The following is a 22,214-nucleotide window of genomic DNA, read 5'->3' on the forward strand; positions in this document are numbered from 1 at the left end:
GGGCATGTCATCTACTCGGGTACTCCGGAATCGCAGGATTCGTCCATTATGAAAGCCGCAAATCACGATTTTGCCGAGCTCGACGAAGTCGACCTCGCGCTGATCAACACCCTCCAGCTCGACGCCCGGGCGTCGTGGGCCACGGTCGGCCGAGCCCTCGGCCTTGACCCGGTGACCGTCGCCCGGCGATGGTCCCGCCTGACCGGGTCCGGCCTCGCCTGGGTCACCGTGCAACCGACCTTCGGCGGCTGCGCCGCGTTCATCGAGCTCGACTGCGCGTCGGAGCTGGTCCGTGAGACGGCCGCCCGCCTCGCGAACTGGCCGCACGTGCTCACCGTGGAGTTCACGAGCGGCGGCCGCGACCTTCTGCTGACAGTCGACGTGGCGGACCTGACCGCGATGTCCCGCTACGTGCTCGGCCCGATCAGCGGCTTGGACGGTGTCCGCTCGACCCGCACCCATCTGGTCACACGCGTGTATTCCTACGGCAGTGACTGGAAGCTGCGCGCGCTCGACCCGCAGCAGCGCGCCGGGATCGGCGAGGTGCCGCGGTCCCCCGGCGCCGCGGCACGACCGGTCACCGCGATGGAGCGCCACCTGCTACGGCTCTTGTCGGAGGACGGCCGTGCGCCGCTGACACGTCTGGCCGCCAGGCTCGGCTGCAGCGTCAACACGGTCCGCCGAAGGATCAAGGAGATGGTCGGGCATCGGCTGATCACCTTCCGGTGCGACGTCGCCCAGCCGATGTCGGGCTGGCCTGTGTCGTTCTGGCTGTGGGCGAGCATCCCGCCGGCCAGCGCCGAGGACGCCGCCCGGCTGCTGGCGACCTTGCCGGAGACCCGGGCGTGCGTAGGCCTCACCGGCGGCACCAGCAACTTCTTGTACTGCGCGTGGTTGCGTTCTCTCGAGGATGCCCAGCGGCTGGAGGCGGTACTGGTCGAGCGGATGCCCGGCCTGGCGGTGACCGACCGCGCCGTGTCCCTTGGCTTCGCCAAGCGGATGGGGCGGCTGCTGGACGACTGGGGGCGCAGCACCGGCTGCGTGCCGATGGACTTCTGGGCCGACCCCGTCGAGGCCACCCGGCGCTGACGCGACGAGCGCGCTGGCAAGGGCGCCGCCGACCGCTTCCGGCCACAATGGACAGTCGCGGCGGGTCCGCGACGGACCGCGCGCCATCGCTGGCGAACTCGCCGCGCCCGAGCGGCCGCACGAAATCCGCACCGGCCGTCGTGATCCCGGCAAACACGCCCAGCGACGCGGCGACGGCCTTGGTGACCGCCAGTCCTGCCGCAATGCCCAGGACAGCTGCGCTGACAAGCCGATACGTCGGCGAGGTGAGAATCCTGGACGGCATCGTGCGACGGTATCCGGGATCATCGCGTCGCAGTCGCGCGACGTTACCGAACCAAGGTTTGGCGGGGAAAACAAGATTTACTGTGCCGCGGAACAATGCCGCGGGAATGGATGACGCGCCTGGGTTCCCGGTGTCCGGCCGCGATGCCGGGAAACTATTCGCGAGCGCGAGGTCGCGTGCCGGTGCTGCCGCGCGACATGGGCGTGTCGGCTAACGGAGAAGTGTTCTGGTGTCGATTACCGCGCCGAGTTCGCGAGCGTTCGGCTGGTCTCCTGTCGCGTCCCGCCCGCGGATCGCGTGAAAGGGGACTGTGTTTTGTCGTTTACAGCTTGCCTGAGCTGCCGTACGACTACGCGGCACTGGAGCCTCACATCTCAGCCAAAATCATGCAGCTGCATCACGACAAGCACCACGCGGCCTACGTGGCGAGGGCGAACGCGGCGCCGGACAAGCTTGACGAGGGCCCGGGCGCACGAGGACTTCGCCGCCGTGGACCTGCATGAGAAGAACCTGGCATTCAATCTGGGCGGGCACACGAACCACAGCGTGTTCTGGCAGAACCTTTCACCGGACGGAGGCGGTGAGCCCAGGGCGAAGCGGCGGATGCCATCGCCGAGCAGTTCGGATCCTTCGCTGCCTTTCAAGGGCAGTCCGCCGCCGCCGCGACCGGTATCCGAGGCTCCGGCTGGGCGGTGCTGGGATAGGACTCGATCGGGCAGCGGATGTCGGTGTTCCAGGTGTTCGACCAGCAAAGCAACGTTCCGGTCGGGATCACACCGCTGTTCATGCTCGACATGTGGGAGCACGCCTTCTATCTCGACTACCTCAACGTCAAGACAGACTACGTCAACGCAGTCTGGAACATCGCCGACTGGCGCGATGTCGCGCGCCGTCTGGACCGTGCTCGCTCGGCTGCCTACGGGCTGATCGAATGCTTGGGCTGCATTTATCTGATGTGGCTGCGTGAAAAGTTTGTCAAGATCACCAAATCCTGTTGACGGTTTACCTGCGCCGATCGCCCGCTCGGGAAAGCTGGTCCACTGCCTAAGTGCGGGCCCGAAGCTTTCCGCTGCAGAAAGACCACGCGGTTTGCGTTCGGTGGTCGAAAAGATTCGGGTCCCGCTCGTGCCCGAGACGGCGGCTCGATCGGTGCGGGCAGACGGTGCATTGGTATCTGGCTCGGCTTTGGCGAGGCACGACCAATATTTGATTCGACGGCTCTGAGGATCTGTCTGCGCAGTCGCGGGTCCCGAGGGCGTGGTCGTGACCGGTGCCGCCGCCGTCTCACCGCGGCAGTGCTGACTGTTGAGGACGCGACTGCTCAGCTCCTCGCCCGACCGTCGCTGACTGGCTGGACGCACTCCCGGCTCGCGTATTCTCGGGCCGAGGTCCGCCTGCCCGGCGGGACGAAGGCTGCCAGCGACGAGCGCTCGTGCTCGGTCATCGGGCGAGCGGTGCGGAGCTGTCCGTCCCACATGACCAGCACCGCCTCCGACCTCGCGCGGACGGTTCCGCCGGCCGAGATCGCCTCGGATATCAGCACGCTGGACGTGCCCAGTTGCAGGACTGCCAGGGTCACGGTCACCGTGCCGTCCGCGGGCGTGATTTCGCGCTGGTAGTCGATGTGCTGAGACCGGAGGACGCACGGCGGGTGCTGTGTGCCGAGACTTTTGACCAGCCACGCGGCCCGGGCTTCTTCCAGCAAGCCGAGATACGCGGTCGCAGTGAGGTGGCCCATCGCGTCTATCTCGTTGGGCCGGAGTTGATAGTCGCTTCGCCACATGGACGCACGGTATTCAACCCCGGCCGCGTTGTTCGGACGGCGGGCGGGTTCTCCGCCCGGTCGGGGGAAGCATCCCCCAGCCGGGCGCAGTCAGGGAGAGGTTCCGGCTTGGAACGGGCGCGTACGCCACGGTCAGGCGTGCTCGGCTCGGCGCTGTCCCGACGTCGCGGGCTGTCATTTCGCCGGTGTGAAGCACCCCCGCCGACTCGCGCGGAGCGGGCGCCGCCGGAACCGGGGACAGGTACTACCCGGGTAGTTCCCCGGGTGTCCGGACACCTGTGACCAGCAATGATTCACATCACAGGTGGATGGCTCACCCCGTCGAGGCGGGTGGTGCAGTGCCCGGCGCGGCGCTGCGGGAGCCGTCCCGTGGGTCGGCGTTGACCGCACGAGCAGCCGGAGGTGCCCGGATGACAGTCATGGCCATGGAGCGGCCGGTTCCAGCCGGGGAGGTCCCGCGCGACCGGTGCCAGGCGCAGCGGGTGTTGATCGTCGAGGAACACGAATTGCTGCAGGCCGGGTTGCGGGCGGTGCTGCACGGCGAATCGTGGGTGGCGTCGTGTCTCGGGGTCTCGACGGCCGATCTGGCCTGGCAGGTGGCTCGGCGGTACCAGCCGCAGCTGGTACTGGTGAGCACGTCGTTGCCGGGCCGGTCCGGGCTCGAGCTGTGCCGCGAATTCCACGCGCAGATGCCGCATGTCCGGGTCGTGCTGATGTCGGCGGAGGGGCGGGTATCCGCCGCGCTGGGCTTGGTGAACGGCGCCGTCGCGGCCTTGCCGAAGCAGATGCCGACCGCGGCGCTGGTCGCTTCGGTGAAGCGCGTCGCGGAGGGCGGGCGGGTGTTTCCGAAGGACACCGGGCCGTTGCCGGTGCAGCTTTCCAAGCGCGAGCTGGACGTGTTGCAGCACCTTGTGTCCGGTCAGAGCAATCCCGAAATGGCGCTGTCGCTGAACCTTTCGCGGCACACCGTCAAACAGCACACGAGCGCGGTCTACCGCAAGCTCGGCGTCCGCAACCGGGCGCAGGCCGCCAGCCGTGCGCAAGAACTCGGGCTCGTCGCCTGACCTCGCGTGCAGCGCTGCGGTCCGACGGGGCAACGGCGCGCAATTCGGGCAACGGCGCGCTGGGGCGGCATCCCGGTTCCGATGCCTGGTGAGCCGGGAACCGGAGACGTACGATGACGCGCGTCCCGGCCACCCATACACGCAGGATGCCCATGGCTTCACCGCAAGGGAGAGCGCCGACGACCGTGCCGGCGGACTTGACGAGTTTCGTGGGCCGGCGGCACGACGTCACCGCGGTCCGGCAACTCATCGCCGCGGCGCGGTTGGTCACGCTCACCGGCATCGGCGGCGTCGGCAAGACCCGGCTGGCCTACCGTGTCGCGGCTGACGTGCGGCGTGCGTTCCCGGACGGTGTGTGCCTGGTCGAACTGGCGGCTCTCGAGGATCCGGCGTTGCTGCCGCACGCGGTGCTGGGCGCCCTGGCCGTCCGGGAGCAGTCCGCGCGCGAACCGGTCGAGGCGCTGTGCGATCAGCTGCGGACCTCGCGGATGCTGCTGGTCTTCGACAACTGCGAGCATCTGGTGGCGGCTGTCGGCGACCTCGCGGACGCGGTGCTGCGCGCGGCGCCCGAGATCCGGATTCTGGCCACCAGCAGGCACTCCTTGAAGATTGCGGGCGAGCATGTCTTTTCGGTGCCGCCGTTGCCGGTGCCGGACCCGGAGGAGCCGAGCACGCCGGGCGCGGCGACGCACTATCCGGCCGTCGCGCTGCTGACCGAGCGCGCGGCGGCCGCAGTGCCCGGTTTCGCCCTTACCGCGGAGAACGAGGCGGCGGTCGTGCGGCTGTGCCACCGGCTCGACGGCATTCCGCTGGCGATTGAGCTGGCCGCGGCGCGGCTGCGGGTGCTGTCCATCGACGATCTCGTGAGCCGGCTCGACGACCGCTTCGCGATGCTGCGCGAGGGCAACCGGAACGTGCCGGAGCGGCATCGGACGCTGCAGGCGCTCGTCGACTGGAGCTACGAGCTGTGCACCCCGGCTGAGCGCCTGTTGTGGGCCCGTGCGTCGGTGTTCGCGGGCGGATTCGACACCGAGGCGCTGGAAGAGGTCTGCGCGGACCTGGGTCTGCCCCGGGAGGCCGTCCTCGACACGGTCGCCGGTTTGCTGGACAAATCGATCTTCACTCGCGACTTGCACGCGCGACACGCTCGGTTCGGGATGCTCGACACGGTCCGGGCGTATGGGCAGTCCCGGCTCGCGGAGGCCGACGAGCGGACGCATCTGGAGCGGCGGCATCGCGACTGGTGCCTGAAACTCTTCGAAGCGGCGGGCGAGAAATGGGTCGGCCCGCGGCAGCAGGAGTGGACGGACCGGGTGCTGGCAGAACACGCCAATCTTCGCCGGGCGCTGGAGTTCTCCTTTTCCGTGCCGGGGGAAGCGCGAACCGGCCTGCGCTTGGCGGCGATGCCCTGGTTCTGGGGAGCCATCACGTCGGTGTCCGAGGGAAGGCTCTGGCTGGAGCGCGGGCTGGCCTTGGACGAGGAGCCGAGTCACGAACGAGCCTGGGCCCTGGCGACCGCTGCCTACGTCGGCGCCTTTCTCGGCGACCAGGACGCGCTCACTGCCGCGCCGGAGCAGGCTCGTGACCTCGCCCGGCAGCTCGGCGACACGGCGGCGCTCGCGTACGCCACGCACGTCATGGGGATGCGGCTCGTGGTGTCCGACGATCCCGCCGGAGCGGTGCCGGTGCTGACCGAGGCGCTGGCGCTGTACGAGCGCGCCTGCGTGAACTCCCAGTACCCGGACAGTTTGAGGGTCGAGCTGGGAGCGGCGCATTTGCGCGCGGGCGAGGTCGGCCGCGCGGCCGACCTGTTCGCCGAACTGTTCGAGCACTGCAAAGCCAACGGGGACCAGTGGAATCTCTCGTACGCGTTGTGGGGGAGGGGTTTCGCGGAACTGCTCCAAGGCGACGTCGCCCGCGCCGAATCGGACTTGCGGGCCGCGCTGCGGATCAAGTGGACGTTCCACGACACACTGGGCATGGCCTTCGCGATGGAGCAGTTGGCGTGTGCGACCGCGGCGAAGGGGGACAGTCAGCGCGCGGCGATGCTCTTCGGCGGTGCGGAAAAGCTGTGGCAGGCCATCGGAGCCCCACAGCCCGGCGCTGGCGCCCGCCAGTTCGGTCCGCAGCGGGAGAAGTACGAATCCGCGGCGCGGAAGGATCTCGGGGACGAGCGGTTCGAAACCGCGTTCGTCCGCGGGGCTGGGCAGCCGCGGGCGGAGATCGTGGCGCTGGCGTTGCTCGACGCTTCGCCGGACAGCGGTCCGGAGCCGGTTCCGGCGGACGTATCAGTGCTGACCCGGCGACAGCGCGAGGTCGCGGAACTCGTCGCCGAGGGGTTGTCGAACAAGGAGATCGCCAAGAAGCTGGTGATCTCCTTGCGGACCGCGGAAGGGCATGTGGAGAGCATTCTCGCGAAACTGGGTTTTTCGACCCGGACCCAGATCGCGAACTGGATGGTGCGGCCCTCGCGGTGACGCGCGGGCCGCGGTGCCGGGCACCGTCAGATCTCCTCGGAGACGACCTCGACGACCGGCCCGGCGGGGCGGTTTTCGACGAACAGGGACAGCTCGCCGAAATATGCGTCCGGGTCCACCGCGCCCTCCGGCCCGTGCACGCCGGGTTTGTCGACCACGCCGCGCGCCATCAACAGCGTCGCGACGGCGAGCGGGTACCCGGTCATCTCTCCCATGTTCGCGTTGGGCAGCACGATGGGCTGAGCACCGACCCGGATTCCCTTGCCGTCCTTGGTTCCTTCGGCGACCGCGAAGAGGTTCGGCAGCGTCGGGGACGGGCCCGCGACGGCACCCCCGGTGTTCGGTTCGCGCAGGATCTGCCTGGCCGCGCCGGCAACATCCAGTTCGCCGGCCCGAACGCGCTCGGCGACGCGGACCATGCCGTCCATCAACCCGCGGCGGGCCACCATGAGGTTGAGCGAGTCGCGCACCTCGGGGCGGACGCGCGGGAGAGTGAGCGGCTCGGGATGCCCGCAGACCCAGACGGAGCCTGCTTCGCGGCCGGGGTAGGCGAGAGTCGTCTCCTCGAGTGCGTAGGCGTCGACGAGCCCGCCGTCGCGCCAGGTCTTGATCGGCTCGGTGCAGTTGTGGACCCAGTGCTCCAAGGCGGCATTCGGTTTCGGGTCGGGATCCTCGGCGGTCGGGTACGGCAGCGCTCCGGCGCGCCACGCGGTGTAGACCCGGTCGACGGTGTCGCACTGGTTCATCGCCAGCAGTGCGAGGAGGTTGCTTGTGCCGGGGCTCGCGCCCATCCCGATCACCGCGGTGACCCCGGCGGCGCGGGCTGCGTCGTCGAGGCCGAGCATTTCGAGCGTCGGTTCCCAGTCGTCGCAGATGTCGAGGTAATTCGTCCTGGTCGCGATCGCCGCGGTGAGCACCTCGCGTCCGAAGCGGTAAAACGGCCCGGCTGTGTTGAGGACGATGTCGACCGGCGTCAGCGCGTCGTGGAGGGCGTCGGCATCAGAGATGTCGAGGTCCAGCGGCTGGGCTTTCGGGCCGAGTTCGGCGGCGAGCCGGGTGGCGCGGTTCTGGTCGCGGTCGGCGACCAGGACCGATTCCACCTCGTCGGCCTTGGCGAGGGCGCGGCAGGCGTAGGCGCCCATCTCGCCTGCACCGCCGGTCACGAGGATCCGCTTGCGCCCGCGGCGGTTCGTGGAGGAATTCGTCATGCGGCCATGGTCGGGCGCGCGACAGGCCCGGGGAGCCGGCGCAGGCGTTCTACGCCCGCTCGGGGGATTCGGGCCGCAGGTCCGCGGGATCGCCTGCGCAGCGGTGGACCGCGGACTTGCCCGGCCCCTCGGGGGCTGCCGGATATCGCCGGTTCTGCCCTGTGCCGCGAGCTTTGCGCCGGAAGGTGTGACCGGCGGCATCCCCCATCCGGTCACATCGCGAGTCCGGCGGCAGATCCGGTGCGGGGGCGCTTCTACCTTGTCCGCCACCCAGCGAGCCACTCGAAAGATCGGGATCAACGATGACCCACATGCAAGAGCCGGCGAGCCTGTCCGTCGCCGAAGACGTCGGGGCGCGGTCCGCGCCCCATCGCGCCGCGCTGATCGGGATCGCCGCGGTGCTTGCGACCGTGACCAACGCGGTGGCCTTCATGCTTCCCCCGCTGCTGCCGCTCATCACGATCAGCTACGCGCACAACTCGGTGACCGCCGCGACGTGGGTGTTCACCGCGCTCACCCTGGGCGGCGGCGCCGGGTTCGTCCTGATCCCGAGGATGACCGACGTGCTCAGCGATCGCACCGTTTCGCTGCTGTCCGGCGGATTCCTCACCGGCGGCGCACTGATCGCGGCGGTGGCCGACAACTATGTCGCCCTCGTCGCGGGCTCGGCGCTGATGGGCTTCGGCGGCGCGGCGCAGCTGGTGCCGCTGAGCTTCCTGCGCCGGCACCTGGGCGGCAACGCCGTGTCGACGGCGGTCACCGTGCTGATCATGGCCACCGGCACCGGTGTCGTGCTCGGAATGGTCGGCGGGGGTGTCTCGCTGAAGCTATGGCCGGTGCCGGATCGGCTGACCCTCGATCCGACGACGATGGCCCCGGTCATCCCGCACCAGTCGATCGCGCCGTTCTTCTATGTGCTGGCGGGGCTTTTCGTGCTCACGACAGTCGGCCTACTGGCGATCGTGCCGAACTCGCCGCCGGAGTCCCGCGGGCGGATCGGCATCTTCGGGACCGTGTGGCTGATCGGCTGGGTCGCTGTCATCCTCCTCGGCTTCAGCGCACCCGCCGACACCGCGATCGGCAAGCACGCCGACCTGGTTCTGCTGCTCGGCCTCGTGCTGGCGGTCGGCTGGGTCTTCGCCGAGCGCAAGTCCTCGAAGCCAACCTTCGACTTGGCTTTGCTGCGCAAGCCTTTCGTCGTCACGGCGTGCTTGTCGGCCGGCTTGTTCGGCTGTGTCGATGCCGCGTTCCTGGTGCTCGTCAACTACTACCTGCAGAACCCGAACGACCCGGCGATGCTGCACGGCAATCTCCCCAACCCGTTCCCGGTCGGCGGCGTGAGCCTGCCCGCGGGCGCCGGGTGGCCGGATCACGTCGCACAGTACGGCCTGAACTTCAGCCCGCTCGCGACCAGCCTCGTGATGCTGCCGTTCGCGCTGACGATGTTCCTGTCCGGCAAGGCTTCGGAGCGATTCGTCGCACGCGGACGGCCCGGAGTGGTGCTGGTCGCCGGAGCGGTGATCTGCGCGGTGGGCCTGGTTTTCCTTGCCGTCGCGCATGATCAGGTATGGGAATACGTCGTCGGTTCGGGCATCGTCGGCCTGGGCAGCCGGGCAGGCTACAGCGGCGCGTTCGCCGTGCCGCAGTTCGTCGTGCCCGAGGAGCGCGCCGGCATGGCGGCGGGCATGCCGGGCACCGTCATGGCGATCGGGTTCGCGGTCGGCGCGGCGGTGATCACCGTGGTGCAGAACGCGTCGGGCTTCGTCTACCAGTCCGTCGACGCGGCAGTGCTGACCGAACTCGGGACCAAGGCCGCGAGCGGTTCTCCGGCGGCGGTGAAGGCGTACACGGATTATGCGAGCCAGGTGAACCTGAGTACTTCGGACCTGCTGCTGGACGGCACGCATTTCCCGCTCGGGGACGTGTACACCTACGGGTATTGGATCACGCTGGTCTTCCCGGTGCTCGTCATCGTGGCGACGCTGGTGTCCCGGTTGCGGCACCCGCACGGCTTCAGCCTGCTGGTGGGCGCCAGCGACTGACCAGTCCGCCTCGCCACAGCGGAAAGCCCCGGCCGATCGCGGCCGGGGCTTTCCGCTGTGCTCAGGAGATCGGTCCTTCGCGGACGATCAGCAGGTCGTCGACCGAGTCCACGGCCGGTTCGACGAACTCCAGGAACACGGAGAAGAAGTCCCGAGGCTCGATGACGCCTTCCGGTGCGTGCACGCCCGGCTTGGCGATGCGGCCCTGGCGGAGCAGTTCGAGCCCGACGGCCAGTGCCGCGCCGGTGCCGCCGCCCATCTTGCCCGGCGGCATGGACGCGGGCTCGATCGAGACCGCCAGGGGTTCGCCGTCGCGTTCTCCCCGTGCCAGCGCCCACACCTGGTGAAGCGGGTCGCGGGTTCGCGGCGTGCCTTCGGGCGGGCCGGGCATGTCTTCGAGCCGGCTGGCGCCCTCGGCGAGCGTCACCCGGCCCGCGTCGTAGTCCGCCGCGACGGAGCGGGCGTGGTCGAAGACCCAGGCCGGACCGGACGTGAGGTTGGTCGAGTTCACGACCGTGGGGAAGCAGCGAGGCAGCGTGATCGCCTCCGGGTGCCCGACTGTGTAGGCCTGAACCTGGCCTTTGCCCGGGTAAAGCAGCTCGACGGGAGCAATGGGCTCGATGTCTTTCTCGGCGCCGTCGCGGTAGGCGCGGATCGAGCCGCTGATCTGGATCAGCCAGTGCTCGACCGCCGCGCCGGCTCCTCCCGCCGACGGGTAGGCGGGCTCGTCTTCGAGCACGGCGCCGCGCATCGACCAGCCGGTGAAGATCTCGGTGACCTTGTCGAGCCGGCGGGCGGCCGCGACCGCGGCGAGATTGGAGATGCCGGGGCTGCCGCCGATGCCCTTCACGACGCGCAGGCCCTTCTCCCGGGCCGACGCGTCGAATTCGAATGCCTCGACGGTGGATTCCCAGTCGTCGTCGATGTCGAGGTAGTCGCAGCCGGATTCGCCGGCGGCTTCGAGGATCGGCCGGGCGAACTTCGAGAACGGGCCCATGGTGTTGAGCACGACGTCGCAGTCCCCGAACGCCTCGCGCAGCGCAGCCGGGTCGGTGGCGTCCAATCGCACCGCCGCGCACGGCCCGCCGACTTCGTCAGCCAGTTGCTGGGCACGGGCGAGGTCGATGTCTGCGATCAGGAGGTTGCGGGCGGAGCCGAGCTTGGCGATGCCGCGCACGGCCCAGCGGCCCATCGCGCCAGCTCCGCCGACGATGATCACGGTGCCAAGAGGCGGGTTCTGGTCAGCCACGGGTGCTCCTTCGGATCTTGTTGTGGTTCAACAGCTGGTCGGTTCGGTCGAGCGTGCGGTCGGCCAGCCAGCCCAGGCGGAGCGTCACCGGGTTCACGACGCCGGGAGCGAACCGGGGCGACTCGCGCCAGACAGCGGCGAGGTCGTCGTGCGTGCCTTTGTCGCAGAGCCTGTCGGCGAGCAGGGTGCCGAGGTACGGCGCTTGGGGAAGCCCGTGGCCGTTGCAGGCCAGCGAGAAGTGCACCCGGGGGCTGGCCTGTCCCGCGACGGCCATGTTGGAGGGGGTGAGCCCGATCCAGCCGCCCCAGGCGCGCGCCGGTGCGAGGTCGGCCAAGGTGGGGAAGCGTTCCCGGAAGCCGCGCATCAGGTCGTCGACGACCGCCTGGGCGGGCATCCGGTCGGCGCGCGCCCGGCGCGCGGTCTGCAGGCTGCGGGTGGTGAAGACGATCGTGCCGCGGTTGGTGGTCCGGAAACTCTGCATCACGAAGTGGTTCGTCGTCATGGGGACGCGGCTCGTCCAGCCCGCTTCGTCGAGTTGTGCGGCGGAGACCGGTTCGGTCTCGACGGCGGTCACGTACACCGGCGTGCTGAGGTTCCTCGGCGTGATCGGCAACTGGTTGGCGAACGCGTTGACGGTCAGGATCGCTTGGCCGGCACGGATTCTTCCACCGGGAAGGTCGATCCGGACGGCATCGCCGGTGTCGGCGATGCCGGTGACCGGGCTCTGCTCGAAGACGCGGACGTTCGAAGCACGAACCGCCTCGCGGACTCCGAGAGCGAGCTGCCCCGGGTTGAGCGTGCCGCCGACTTTGACGTGCATTCCGCCCGGAAACGCCGGGGGGATGCCCAGCTGCTGAGCGTCGCCCACGACGGATCGGCGGCCCGGCTTGGCGTGCGCCGCCATCTTGCGGAACGCGGCGACGGTCGGGGCGGCCGCGATGTTGCCGGTCGGGCGGTAGCCGCACTCGATCCCGCGGCCGTCGATCAGTTCCTCGGTGAAACTCACGGCATTGGTGGCGAACCGGTACAGACCTCGAACGCGGTCGCGGTAGAAGGTCTTCAGGATCCGGGGGTCGCTGCCCAGCGTCGGCGTGATGTACCCGGCGTTGCGCGCGCTGGCTCCCCAGCCGCACAGGTCGGCCTCGACCAGCACGACGTCCCGGCCGAGTTCGGCGAGCCGGAGCGCGGCGGCCATCCCGCCGAGCCCGCCGCCGATGACCGCGACGTCGCATGTCGTCTCGCCGGACAGAGCCGGCTCGAGCGTCTCCGGCCGGTCGACCCAGCCGGTGCCCGAGAGATAGGTGACGGACGCTCCGCCCGCGTTGTCCATTGTGGTCACTCGATTCGCTCGTCTCTGCGCGGATTGGTCAACTGTCGAGGGTTTCGGTGACGACCTCGTACACCTCGGCGCCGGGCACCGGCGGTTCGGGCGCGAACTTCGCCAGCTCGGCGAAGAAGACCTTCGGATCGATCGCGCCCTCGGGGCCGTGCACGCCCGGCTTGGCGACCTGGCCGCGCGCCGACATCAGTGCCGCGACGGCCAGCGGGATGCCGGTCATCTCGCCCATGTTCCCTTCCGGCTGCACCAGCGCCTGCGCGCCGACCCGGACCGGGGAACCGTGTTTGACGCCCTCCGCCACCGCGAAGATGTTGCTGGGCAGGTTCGGCGACGGACCCGCGGCCTTGCCGCTGAGGTTCGGCTGGCGCAGCAGTTCGTCGGAGGCCTGCCGGACATTCAGCTCGCCCGCACGGACGCGCTCGGCGATCCGGCTGATCCCGTCCATGAGGCCCCGGCGCGCGCTCATCACGTTCAGGGACTCCCGCACCTCGGGCCGGGCCCTGGGCAGGGTCAGCGGTTCGGGGTGGCCGCACACCCAGACCTGGTCTTCGCCGCGTCCCGGGTACGCGAGCGTCCGCTCCTCGAGTGCGTGCGCGTCCACGAGGCTGTTGTCGCGCCAGATCTTGATCGGCTCGGTGCAGTTGTGCACCCAGTGCTCGATGGCCGCGGTCGCCTCGGGGAACTCTTCTCCTTCGCCGGGTCGCGGGAAGTGCGCGGCGGAAGCGCGCCACGACGTGTAGACGCGGTCGACGGTGTCGCACTCGTCCATCGCCAGCACCGCGAGCAGGTTGCTGGTGCCCGGACTGGCGCCCATCCCGATCACCGCGGTGACGCCGGCCGCGCGGGCGGCGCCGTCCAGTTCGAGCATCTCCAGGGTGGGTTCCCAGTCGTCGCAGATGTCGAGGTAGTCGGTGCCGGCGGCGATGGCGCTGCTGAGCACCTCGCGGCCGAACCGGTAGAACGGGCCGGCGCAGTTGAGCACGAGGTCGACGCCGGAGAGCGCAACAGCCAGTGCATCGGAGTCCGAGATGTCGAGTGCGAGGGCCCTCGCCTTCGACCCGAGCTTGGCCGCGAGCCGGGCGGCCTTCTCCTCGTCCCGGTCTGCGATGACGAGGCTCTCGATCTCGGCGGCGCCGGCGAGTACGCCGCACGCGTACGCGCCCATCTCGCCGGCGCCGCCGGTCACCAGAACGTGCTTGGCGCCGCGCGCGGAAACTGTCGAAGTCATGGCCGCATCGTGGCGGGGAAGCGGGCAAGAGGGCAGCCGTGGCGGAGGCAGTCTGCCCGCCTGGGGGAGCAGCGGCGGACGGCGCGCGAGCGGACTTTCCTTGTCCGGCAGGTCGTTCCGCCGCTGCCGTCCCGGCTAGAAGGTCACCACGCCGCGGATCAGCTCGCCGGCGAGGAGGTCGTCGTAGCCTTGGTTGACCTCTTCGAGGCGGTATTCCCGGGTGACCAGCTCGTCCAGTTTGAGCTTGCCGGTCTGGTAAAGGCCGAGCAGCCGCGGGACGTCGCTTTGCGGGTTGAACTGGCCGAAAATGCAGCCCTTGACCGTCTTCTGGAACATCGCGAGCTGGGCGGCCGGGAGCTGGACGCTCGGGTCGTCCCACGGGCCCATGGCGGTGATCGCGATAGTGCCGGCTTTGCCGACGACGGTGAACGCGGCGGTGACGACCTCCGGGTTCACGTCGCCGACGATCACCATCGCCGATTCGGCGCCCTGGCCGTGGGTCATCTCCCACACCGACTCCAGTGCCTGGTCCGCGTCCGCGAACGCGTGGGTGGCGCCCAGCTTCAGCGCGGTTTCGCGCTTGAACTCGACCGGATCCACGACTACGACGTACTTCGCGCCGGCCGCGGCCGCGCCTTGGACCGCGTTCATGCCGACGCCGCCCGCGCCGTAGATCACCGTCGTGTCGCCCGGGCGGACGCCGGCCACGTTGACCGCGGTGCCCCAGCCGGTCGGTACACCGCAGGAGGTGAGCACCGCGCGATCGAGCGGGAGAGACCCGTCGATCTTGATGACCGAGTGCTGAGAAAGCGTGCCGTACTGGGAAAAGCTGCCGACCGAGCACATGCCGCCGGCGTCCTCGCCGTTCAGCTTGAACCGGAAGGTGCCGTCCGGGAGCTGCCCGTCGAGCAGGTTCTCGCCGAGGTCGCACAGGTTCTGCTTGCCGCTGCGGCACCAGCGGCATTCGCCGCAGCTCGGGATGAAGCTCGCCAGCACGTGGTCGCCCGGCTTGACTTTGGTGACGCCCGCGCCGACCTCCTCGACGACGCCCGCGCCTTCGTGGCCGCCGACGATCGGCAGCCGGGACGGGAAATCGCCCTTGAGCAAATGCAGATCGGAATGGCACAGGCCCGCGGCGACATAGCGGACGAGGACCTCGCCCTCCTTCGGGCCCTCCAGGTCGAGTTCGACGATCTCGAATGGCTTGCCGACCTCGGTCAGCACCGCGGCAGTGGTTTTCATTGCGCTTCCTCGGATTGGCTCGTTCGTTCGGGACGGCGAATCTAGGCCGGGCGTGCCCGTTCTCCGCCCCCGTCGTGCGGGGAATGCCCGGACGGGGGAGCCGGGGCGCGCGCCAGCGCCGCGGAAGCCGGAAGCGGGCCTGCCCCGGCGAGGCAGGCCCGCTTCGTTGGGGGCCGGCGCCGGATCAGGAACTGACGCGGGCGATCTTCGTCGAGGCGAAGAACCCGAGATTGCCCAGACCGGCTTTTTCGGCTTCGGCGAGGTTCTCCACGGCCGCGGCGAGCAGCCGGGCCTTGTGGCCCGCCGACTGCATGGCGCCGACCGTGGCGCGACATCCTTCGGCGTAGACGCTGAGCGTGGCGGTCTCGGTCTCGTGCTGACCGCTCGCGATGGCTGCCACCGCCTCCTTGCCCGTAGTGGCCAGGGTCTGGAACGCCAGCTCGCTGATCGCGTTCAGCGTCTCCGGGTCGACGCCCTGGTCAAGCGCATAGGTGGAGGCTTCGACGTATGCGCTGAGCGCTGCCGAATAGAACCCGCCGATGATCGCGGCGTCGAGAACGCTCGCCGCCTTCACGTTGTCCGAGACGAACATGGAGTACGGCCCGGGTGCGGTCAGGGTTTGCTCGTGCTCGGCCCATGCCTCGGCCGAGCCCGAATAGAGGACCATGCCCTCGTCGGTGCCGACCTGCTGCGGGTAGCAGAGCACCGCGCCGTCGAGGTAGCGAACGCCGCGGGCCTCGGCCCACGCCTTGAGCTCCTCGGCGTCGGCGGGAGTGCCGGTGCCGACGTTGACCAGAGTGGTCCCGGTCCAGTCGGGGACAGCTGCGATGGCTTCGCGAGTGGTCGCGTAGGTGGAGGTGACAGCCACTACGAGTTTCGAGGACCGGACGATTTCGCCGATGTCCGCCACGGCGCGCACGCCGTCGGCTTCGAGCGCTTGGGCCTTGGCCGGGGTGCGGTTCCAGGCGGCGGTCCGGTGGCCCTTGGCGGCGAAGTTGCGGGCGAGGGCGGATCCCAGCAGCCCGCAGCCGAGGACCGCCACGTCGTAGGTCTTCGTCGTTGAAGAGGTGTCAGTCATGGATTCTCCGCGTTCTTTCGATTGAGTCGGGCGGGTCAGGCCTTGCGGGGACCGAGGCGTACCGGGAGCGATTGGCGCTGGTTGGCGAAGAACGACGCGGTGAACGGCGCGTCTCCGGCGATTTCCATTTCGGGGTAGCGTTTGAGGGTTTCCCCGATCATCACCCGCAGCTCCAGACGGGCGAGTGCGTTGCCGAGGCAGAAATGCCGGCCGCCCGCTCCGAAGGCCAGGTGTTCCGGGTTCCGGGTCACGTCGAAGCGATCCGGGTCCTCGTAACGGTCTTCGTCGCGGTTCGCCGACGGGTACCACATGACGACCGAGTCGCCTTCCTTGATCTGCGCGCCGCCGAGTTCCACGTCCTTGGTCGCGGTGCGGCGCATCAGCGCGAACGCCGGGAACATCCGCAGTGCCTCCTCGACCACGTTCGGCACCAGCGACGGGTCGGCGAGCACTTTCCGGCGTTCGTCCGGGTTTTCCATCAGCGCGATCATCGCGCTGGTGTAGGTCGCCATCGTGCTGTCGTTGCCCGCGGCGAACAGCAGCAGCATGCCCGCGATGATCTCGTCGTCGGTGAGCTTGTCCCCTTCGACCTCGGCGTCGACCAGGATGCTGATGAGGTCGTCGCCCGGGTTGGCCTTGCGGTCCTCGACCAGCGCCACGCACTGCCCGATCAGGTCGGGAATGAAGACGGTCAGCCACTCCTCGAGCCCGCCGGGATTGAAATGCGGGTCCTCGAGGGCGATGTAGCGGCTGATGTTGTGGATCCAGCGGGCGTCGTCTTCCTCGGGGATGCCCATGAACCCGTGGATGACGCGGGCGACGATCGGCTTCGAGACGTCGTTGACCAGGTCGCAGGAATCCTTCCCGTCGAGGCGGTCGAGGACGTTCTTGACCGCCTCGACGACCCGGTCCTCCTCCGCCGCGATGCGGTCGCGGGTGAAGCCCTCGAGGAACAGCTGCTTGAGCCGGTCGTGCCGCGGCGGGTCGAGGTTGATCATGTCCGTCTTGGCCAGTTCGACCAGGTCCTCGGGCATGCCGTGCCAGGTCAGGTCGACCGCTCCCTCGCGGTGGGAGGAGAACGTCTTCCAGTCGCGGCTGACGCGTGCGACGTCCTCGGCTTTCGTGATCGACCAGAAACCGGCCGCCTCGGGCATCCCGGCGATGCCGGACGAGTGGTGCACCGGGCATTTGCCGCGCATTTCGGCGAAAACCTCGTGCGGCGGGCCGGCGGCCCACAGCTGCGGGTCGGCGACTGTGAAGCCGGGGTCGTCGAGTGTGCTCATCGTTCCTCCGCAGTGACGTAGCCAACGCTGATGCGCGCGAACGTAGAGCCGGGGACCCGGCGCCAGCGGGGACCGGCGAGGTCTCGGCCCGGTTGGGGGAGGCCCCGTCAGGCCGTTTCGCCGTCCCACGCCGTCGCGGTGATGCCGCGGGCGCGGACTTGGTCCTTGTTCACGCGCTGGGTCGGCGTCTTCGGCAGCTCGTCCACGATCTCGATGAAGCGCGGGACGGCGTGTTTGGGAAGGTCCGCGGCGAGGAAGTCGCGCAGCGTCGCCGGCTCGCATCGCCGGCCTTCCTGCTCGACGACCAGGAGGGCGACGTCCTCCTCCCCGAGGTCCGAGGGCACCCCGATCGCCGCTGCTTCGCGCACGTCCTCGTGCTTGTTGGCGGCGCACTCGACCTCCCAGGCCGACACGTTTTCGCCGCGCCGGCGGATGGAGTCCTTGAGCCGTCCGATGTAATAGAGGAAGCCGTCCTCGTCCGCGCGCATCCGGTCGCCGGTGTGGAACCACAGATTCCGCCAGGCGGCGACCGTCGCCTCCGGTTTGTTCCAGTAACCCGCCATGACGGTGTGCGGTTCCCTCGGCCGCAGGATCAGCTCGCCGATCTCGCCGGGCGGCACGGGCCGGTCCTGATCGTCGACAAGCCGGACCTCCAGCTCGGGCGTCGGCAGCCCCACCGAGCCGACGCGGTGGTGCTCCGCCGTGTTCTGGGTGATGCACAGCGCCTCGGTCATGCCGTACATCTCGACCAGCCGGACGCCGAACCGTTCTTCGAACGCGTTCTGGAGCGCCGCGGGGGCTCCGCCGCCGGTCCCGATGACGGCGGGGTGGTCGCGGTCGGCGTCGCTGGGCTCGGCGGAGTAGAGCATCGACAGCATCGTGCCGAGGTAGGCGAAGTACGACGCGTCGGCGGCGCGCACCTCGTCCCAGAATCGGCTCACGCTGAACCGCTTGCCGAGAGCCAGCCGTCCGCCGGTGAGCAGGGCCGCGAGGACGTACGACCGCGCGTCGGAGTGGAACAGCGGCTCCGGCGTGTACGCCGTCTGCCCCGCCCGCATGCCGAGGCCTTCCGCGCCGCGGCGCGCCCAGGTGATCTGGTACGCGTGCGGAAGCAGCACGCCTTTGGACGGGCCCGTCGTGCCGGACGTGTAGATCATCGTCGCGATGTCGCTTTCCAGCGGCGGCACGACCGTGCCGTCGCGGCCCAGCTCCCGAAGGTCGTCGAAGGTCAGGTGCCGGGTGCCGGGCCCGAACGGCAGCTCGCCGGCGTCGGGGTCGATCAGGACCGCGAACTCCGGGGGCTCCGGGGCCACCGTGGCGACCGCGCGCAGATAGGCGGGAAGCCCGATGACCACCCGCGGGGCGCAGTCGCGGACGAGATACTCCAGGAACGCGCCGCGCGCTTCCGGGTTGACCGGCACGTCGATCATCCCGGCACAGTCGACCCCGAGCCAGGCGACCACTGTCTCGAGCCGGTTGTCCGACACGATCAAGCCGCGGTCGCCTCGGTCGAGACCGAGCGCGCGCAGACCGGCGGCGATCGCCGTGACCGACCCGAACAGATCCGCTCGCGAGCACTCCTCGCCGTCGATCAGCAGAACCGGAGCGTCCGGGGCCTGCTCGGCCTGCTCCTTCAGCACGGCGAAAACGGTGGCTTCACCCACAGCGGAATTCCTTCCCAGCGAAATCTCTCAGCATTGTGCGGCGCATCGGCCCGGATGGCAGCAAACCGCGCAGATCGCACGCGAGGACGCGCTGGTTCCCAAGCGGTGCCCGGCTGGGGGAGCACCGGGTCATCCCCCAGCCGGGCGCAGTGTCGCCGGGTCTGCCCCTCGCCGCTGGCGCCGCCAGCACGATCTCCCGGTGCAGAGGGACAAAAGCGTGCGTGAACAGCAGTGTGAAGTTGTTGTCATCGGTGCCGGGGCAGCCGGTCTGGTAGCCGGATCGACGCTGGCGGAATCGGCGGATGTCGTCGTGCTCGAATCCGCGAAGCGGCCCGGCGGCCGCGTGGAATCCGTCCGGCACGGGGACTACTGGCTCAACATCGGGACCCAGTTCACCGAAGGCGCCGGGCCGTTGTTCGAGGTGATGGACCGCTACCGGATCGAGCGGGGCTCGCTCGCCGGACGGAAGGCGGCGCTGTATCTCAAAGGCCGCATGGTGACGACGGACAACCCGCCGCTGCTGCTCCTTCGCTCTCGGATGCCGTTGGCCGCCAAGATGGAGCTGGCGCGGGTCGGCTTGCGCATCAAGTATGCCTACGCCCGGCTCTTCGGGAAGAACGCCGAGGCCGCCCGTGCGATGCGGGCCCGCCTCGAAGCGCGAACCGGGGCGGAGGCCCTGATGGCGGGCGTCCGATCGCGCGAGATGACCGCGCTCTTCAGCGCGTGGTCCGGTCAGTGGATCGGTTGCGAGCCGGAGGAAACCGCGGCGACCCAGCTCGCGATCTCCATCGGAACAGCGTTGGAGAAGGCGGCGAAAGTGCCGAACTTCGCACTGCCCGTCGGCGGGAATCAGACCTTCACCGACGCGCTCGCGGAAGACCTCGGCGACCGGCTGCGGCTCGGGTCCGAGGTACGGAAACTCACCTGGACGGACAGCAGCGTGACTGTCGAGTACGCCGACGAGGACGGCGCTGTGCGGTTGACGGCGAAACGCGCGATCGTGGCGACTCCGGCCGACTGCGCCCTCGCGGTCATGCCCGACCTGCCGGACGCGTACCGCACGGCGTTGGCCGACATCGAGTACGGCCGGTATGTCCTCGCCGGCGTCTTCACCAAGGAACAGGGTTCGCAGCGATGGGACGACTACTACGGCATTTCGACGCCGGAGCTGTCTTTCCAGATGGTGTTCAACCACGCGGCTCCGCAGCGCGTCGAAGGTCCGCGAAAGCCGGGGGGTGCGCTGGTTCTGCTGTCCGGAGGTGCCGCCGCCGATGAGCTGTCCCGGCTCTCCGACGAGGAAATCGAGGACCTGTTCCTCCGCGACCTGATCCGGTTGTTCCCGGAACTCGACGGCGCGATCGACCGCGTGGTGGTCAAGCGGCAGCCGCGGGTGGTCTCCTACTGGAAGCCGGGCAAGCGGGACGCGTCGCAGAAAACTCTGCGTGTGCCGGTCGGTCCGATCTGGTTCGCGGGCGACTATCTCGGCGATCCTTCGCTGGCGGCCGCGGCGGCGTCGGGGCAGCGCGCGGCCCGGAAAACCTTGCAGAGCCTGGAATCGTGAAACAGGAAGACTGCCGCGGAACAGTGCCGCGGCAGTCTTCCTGCGGAAGGTCAGAGCCCCATGTCGTGGGCGATGATCAGCTTCATCACCTCGGACGTGCCGCCGTAGAGCCGGTTGACCCGGCTGTCCGCGTAAAGCCGGGCGATCGGGTACTCGTTGATGTAGCCATAGCCGCCGTGCAACTGCAGGCAGCGATCGATCACGCGATCGGCGACCTCCGTGCAGAACAGCTTGGCCGAAGCCGCCTCTGCCGGGCTCAGTTCGCCCGCGTCGAGCGCCTCCAGCGCGCGGTCGGTGACCGCTTCCGCCGCGTCGACCTCCGCCTTGCACGCGGCCAGCTCGAACTTCGTGTTCTGGAACGTCGCGACGGGTTTGCCGAAGACCTTCCGGTCCGCGGTGTAGGCCTGGGCGAGCGCGACAGCCGCCTTCGCCTGGGCGTACGCGCCGTGCGCGATTCCCCAGCGCTCCGAGGCGAGATTGTGCCCTAGGTAGGAGAATCCCTTGTCCTCCTCGCCCAGGAGGTCCTCAACGGGCACGCGGACGTCGGTGAACGCGAGTTCGGCGGTGTCGGAAGTGCGCAGCCCCAGCTTGTCCAGTTTGCGCCCGACTTGGTATCCCGGCAGCGAGGTGTCGACGGCGAACAGGGAGAGGCCGAACCGGCGGTCGTCCTCGCGGGGCGGGCTGGTGCGGGCGGCGACGATCACCCGGTCGGCGTTGACGCCGCCGGTGATGAACGTCTTGGCCCCGTTGAGGACGTAATGCGTGCCGTCGGCGGAGAGCTTGGCCGTGGTGCGGATGCCGGTCAGGTCGGAGCCGGTGCCGGGCTCGGTCATGGCGAGCGCCCACATCTGCTCGCCGGTGACGAACCCGGGGAGGTACCGCCGCAGCTGTTCGTCGGTGCCGAGCATCTTCAGGTACGGGAGGGCCAGCAGGACATGGCAGCTTGATCCGCCGAGCAGGACCCCGACCCGGGCGATCTCCTCGTATTCGATCGCGGTGAACTTGTGCGTCGTCAGGCCGGCGCCGCCGTACTCCTCCGGCACCGAGATGCCGAACAGGCCGAGTTCGCCGAGATCCCGGTACAGCTTGCGGGGGACTCCGCCGGCCGCGAACCATTCGTCGTAATGCGGGAGGACTTCCGCTTGCAGGAAGGATCTCAGCGTCTTGCGGAAGGACTCGTGGTCTTCGTCAAACACAGTGCGGTGCATGAAACCTCAGCTTGTTCGGGGGAGTGCGGCGCGTCCGGGAATCTAGGCAGCCGCCCCGGCTGCCTCGCGGCCGTCGCGCGTGCTCGTGCCCGGGTGGGGGATGAGCGAGCCGGTTCCGGGGGCGGGGGACACCCCCGGTCGGGCATTCTTTGCCCGCGCGGCGCGGGTGCCCGCCGGGAACGCTCCACACTTCCGGCCAGGTTCGCCGGAACGCAAGGAGAGCACATCATGGCGCTGACGCTCACGATCGACCTCGAAGGATGCACGGGCTGTGCTTGCTGCATGATGGAATGCCCGGATCTCTTCGACATCGACGACGAATCCGGCCAGGCCGTCCTTCTGGAGCCGCACCCGTCCGACGACCGCCTCGAAGAGGCCGAGCGCGCGGTGCGGTCGTGCCCCGAGGGCGTCATCACGTTGGGGAAGGGCTGACG

The 22,214-nt window shown here is 69.3% G+C and carries 16 protein-coding genes and 1 pseudogene; 7 read left to right on the forward strand and 10 right to left on the reverse strand.

Annotated features, from left to right (window positions below):
- Nucleotides 1-48 precede the first annotated feature (48 nt).
- Together ACZ7SW_RS29240 and ACZ7SW_RS29245 are read left to right on the forward strand one after the other, a co-directional pair.
- A complete protein-coding gene (locus tag ACZ7SW_RS29240; protein ID WP_470233571.1) occupies nucleotides 49-1,089 on the forward strand; it encodes an Lrp/AsnC family transcriptional regulator in 1,041 nt (346 codons plus the stop codon).
- Nucleotides 1,090-1,662: 573 nt separating this feature from the next.
- Nucleotides 1,663-2,352, forward strand: a pseudogene (locus tag ACZ7SW_RS29245) (superoxide dismutase).
- Nucleotides 2,353-2,675: 323 nt separating this feature from the next.
- On the opposite strand, the gene ACZ7SW_RS29250 reads toward ACZ7SW_RS29245, so the two are convergent.
- Nucleotides 2,676-3,137, reverse strand: coding sequence for an acyl-CoA thioesterase (locus ACZ7SW_RS29250; protein ID WP_470233572.1), 462 nt, complete (start codon nucleotides 3,135-3,137; stop codon nucleotides 2,676-2,678).
- A 410-nt stretch (nucleotides 3,138-3,547) separates the two neighbouring features.
- On the opposite strand from ACZ7SW_RS29250, the gene ACZ7SW_RS29255 reads away from it, so the two are divergent.
- Entirely contained in the window at nucleotides 3,548-4,201 is a 654-nt protein-coding gene (locus ACZ7SW_RS29255) for a response regulator transcription factor (protein WP_470233573.1), read from the forward strand.
- A 152-nt stretch (nucleotides 4,202-4,353) separates the two neighbouring features.
- Nucleotides 4,354-6,678, forward strand: a complete 2,325-nt coding sequence (locus ACZ7SW_RS29260; RefSeq protein ID WP_470233574.1) for a LuxR C-terminal-related transcriptional regulator — start codon at nucleotides 4,354-4,356, stop codon at nucleotides 6,676-6,678.
- A 26-nt stretch (nucleotides 6,679-6,704) separates the two neighbouring features.
- Here the strand turns inward: ACZ7SW_RS29260 and ACZ7SW_RS29265 are convergent, their stop codons facing one another.
- The gene (locus ACZ7SW_RS29265; RefSeq protein WP_470233575.1) at nucleotides 6,705-7,886 is read right to left on the reverse strand and encodes a saccharopine dehydrogenase family protein; all 1,182 of its coding nucleotides are present in this window, start codon (nucleotides 7,884-7,886) and stop codon (nucleotides 6,705-6,707) included.
- A gap of 302 nt (nucleotides 7,887-8,188) precedes the next feature.
- Between ACZ7SW_RS29265 and ACZ7SW_RS29270 the strand changes: the two genes are divergently transcribed.
- Entirely contained in the window at nucleotides 8,189-9,928 is a 1,740-nt protein-coding gene (locus ACZ7SW_RS29270) for an MFS transporter (RefSeq protein WP_470233576.1), read from the forward strand.
- Between the two features lie 61 nt (nucleotides 9,929-9,989).
- Here the strand turns inward: ACZ7SW_RS29270 and ACZ7SW_RS29275 are convergent, their stop codons facing one another.
- The 7 genes from ACZ7SW_RS29275 to ACZ7SW_RS29305 form a co-directional block, all read right to left on the reverse strand.
- The gene (locus ACZ7SW_RS29275; protein ID WP_470233577.1) at nucleotides 9,990-11,177 is read right to left on the reverse strand and encodes a saccharopine dehydrogenase family protein; all 1,188 of its coding nucleotides are present in this window, start codon (nucleotides 11,175-11,177) and stop codon (nucleotides 9,990-9,992) included.
- Nucleotides 11,170-12,507 carry an NAD(P)/FAD-dependent oxidoreductase gene (locus tag ACZ7SW_RS29280; protein WP_470233643.1) on the reverse strand — a complete coding sequence of 446 codons (1,338 nt, stop codon included), beginning with the start codon at nucleotides 12,505-12,507 and terminating at the stop codon, nucleotides 11,170-11,172. Before ACZ7SW_RS29280 ends, ACZ7SW_RS29275 begins: the two co-directional genes overlap by 8 nt.
- Nucleotides 12,508-12,544: 37 nt before the next feature.
- Entirely contained in the window at nucleotides 12,545-13,744 is a 1,200-nt protein-coding gene (locus ACZ7SW_RS29285) for a saccharopine dehydrogenase family protein (protein WP_470233578.1), read from the reverse strand.
- A gap of 135 nt (nucleotides 13,745-13,879) precedes the next feature.
- Nucleotides 13,880-14,986 carry an NDMA-dependent alcohol dehydrogenase gene (locus ACZ7SW_RS29290; RefSeq protein ID WP_470233579.1) on the reverse strand — a complete coding sequence of 369 codons (1,107 nt, stop codon included), beginning with the start codon at nucleotides 14,984-14,986 and terminating at the stop codon, nucleotides 13,880-13,882.
- A gap of 184 nt (nucleotides 14,987-15,170) precedes the next feature.
- Nucleotides 15,171-16,064, reverse strand: coding sequence for an NAD(P)-dependent oxidoreductase (locus ACZ7SW_RS29295; RefSeq protein WP_470233580.1), 894 nt, complete (start codon nucleotides 16,062-16,064; stop codon nucleotides 15,171-15,173).
- A gap of 35 nt (nucleotides 16,065-16,099) precedes the next feature.
- Nucleotides 16,100-17,347: a cytochrome P450 gene (locus tag ACZ7SW_RS29300; RefSeq protein ID WP_470233581.1), complete on the reverse strand. Its 1,248-nt coding sequence runs from the start codon at nucleotides 17,345-17,347 to the stop codon at nucleotides 16,100-16,102.
- Between the two features lie 107 nt (nucleotides 17,348-17,454).
- The gene (locus ACZ7SW_RS29305; protein ID WP_470233582.1) at nucleotides 17,455-19,011 is read right to left on the reverse strand and encodes an AMP-binding protein; all 1,557 of its coding nucleotides are present in this window, start codon (nucleotides 19,009-19,011) and stop codon (nucleotides 17,455-17,457) included.
- 217 nt (nucleotides 19,012-19,228) lie between these two features.
- On the opposite strand from ACZ7SW_RS29305, the gene ACZ7SW_RS29310 reads away from it, so the two are divergent.
- Nucleotides 19,229-20,572 carry a flavin monoamine oxidase family protein gene (locus tag ACZ7SW_RS29310; protein ID WP_470233583.1) on the forward strand — a complete coding sequence of 448 codons (1,344 nt, stop codon included), beginning with the start codon at nucleotides 19,229-19,231 and terminating at the stop codon, nucleotides 20,570-20,572.
- A gap of 50 nt (nucleotides 20,573-20,622) precedes the next feature.
- Here ACZ7SW_RS29310 and ACZ7SW_RS29315 read toward each other — a convergent pair whose 3' ends face one another.
- Entirely contained in the window at nucleotides 20,623-21,780 is a 1,158-nt protein-coding gene (locus ACZ7SW_RS29315; RefSeq protein WP_470233584.1) for an acyl-CoA dehydrogenase family protein, read from the reverse strand.
- 228 nt (nucleotides 21,781-22,008) lie between these two features.
- Here ACZ7SW_RS29315 and ACZ7SW_RS29320 point away from each other — a divergent pair, with 228 nt between their 5' ends.
- Nucleotides 22,009-22,212, forward strand: a complete 204-nt coding sequence (locus ACZ7SW_RS29320) for a ferredoxin (RefSeq protein WP_470233585.1) — start codon at nucleotides 22,009-22,011, stop codon at nucleotides 22,210-22,212.
- The last annotated feature ends 2 nt before the right edge of the window (nucleotides 22,213-22,214 follow it).

It is taken from the genome of Amycolatopsis sp. NPDC114484 (assembly GCF_055633755.1).

Bases quoted from the DNA above. Each gene is read 5' to 3' on its own strand.
- ACZ7SW_RS29290 (WP_470233579.1), bottom strand. From the start codon at position 14,986: ATGAAAACCACTGCCGCGGTGCTGACCGAGGTCGGCAAGCCATTCGAG.
- ACZ7SW_RS29255 (WP_470233573.1), top strand. From the start codon at position 3,548: ATGACAGTCATGGCCATGGAGCGGCCGGTTCCAGCCGGGGAGGTCCCG.
- ACZ7SW_RS29250 (WP_470233572.1), bottom strand. From the start codon at position 3,137: ATGTGGCGAAGCGACTATCAACTCCGGCCCAACGAGATAGACGCGATG.
- ACZ7SW_RS29285 (WP_470233578.1), bottom strand. From the start codon at position 13,744: ATGACTTCGACAGTTTCCGCGCGCGGCGCCAAGCACGTTCTGGTGACC.
- ACZ7SW_RS29240 (WP_470233571.1), top strand. From the start codon at position 49: ATGAAAGCCGCAAATCACGATTTTGCCGAGCTCGACGAAGTCGACCTC.
- ACZ7SW_RS29295 (WP_470233580.1), bottom strand. From the start codon at position 16,064: ATGACTGACACCTCTTCAACGACGAAGACCTACGACGTGGCGGTCCTC.
- ACZ7SW_RS29280 (WP_470233643.1), bottom strand. From the start codon at position 12,507: ATGGACAACGCGGGCGGAGCGTCCGTCACCTATCTCTCGGGCACCGGC.
- ACZ7SW_RS29315 (WP_470233584.1), bottom strand. From the start codon at position 21,780: ATGCACCGCACTGTGTTTGACGAAGACCACGAGTCCTTCCGCAAGACG.
- ACZ7SW_RS29300 (WP_470233581.1), bottom strand. From the start codon at position 17,347: ATGAGCACACTCGACGACCCCGGCTTCACAGTCGCCGACCCGCAGCTG.
- ACZ7SW_RS29320 (WP_470233585.1), top strand. From the start codon at position 22,009: ATGGCGCTGACGCTCACGATCGACCTCGAAGGATGCACGGGCTGTGCT.
- ACZ7SW_RS29265 (WP_470233575.1), bottom strand. From the start codon at position 7,886: ATGACGAATTCCTCCACGAACCGCCGCGGGCGCAAGCGGATCCTCGTG.
- ACZ7SW_RS29270 (WP_470233576.1), top strand. From the start codon at position 8,189: ATGACCCACATGCAAGAGCCGGCGAGCCTGTCCGTCGCCGAAGACGTC.
- ACZ7SW_RS29260 (WP_470233574.1), top strand. From the start codon at position 4,354: ATGGCTTCACCGCAAGGGAGAGCGCCGACGACCGTGCCGGCGGACTTG.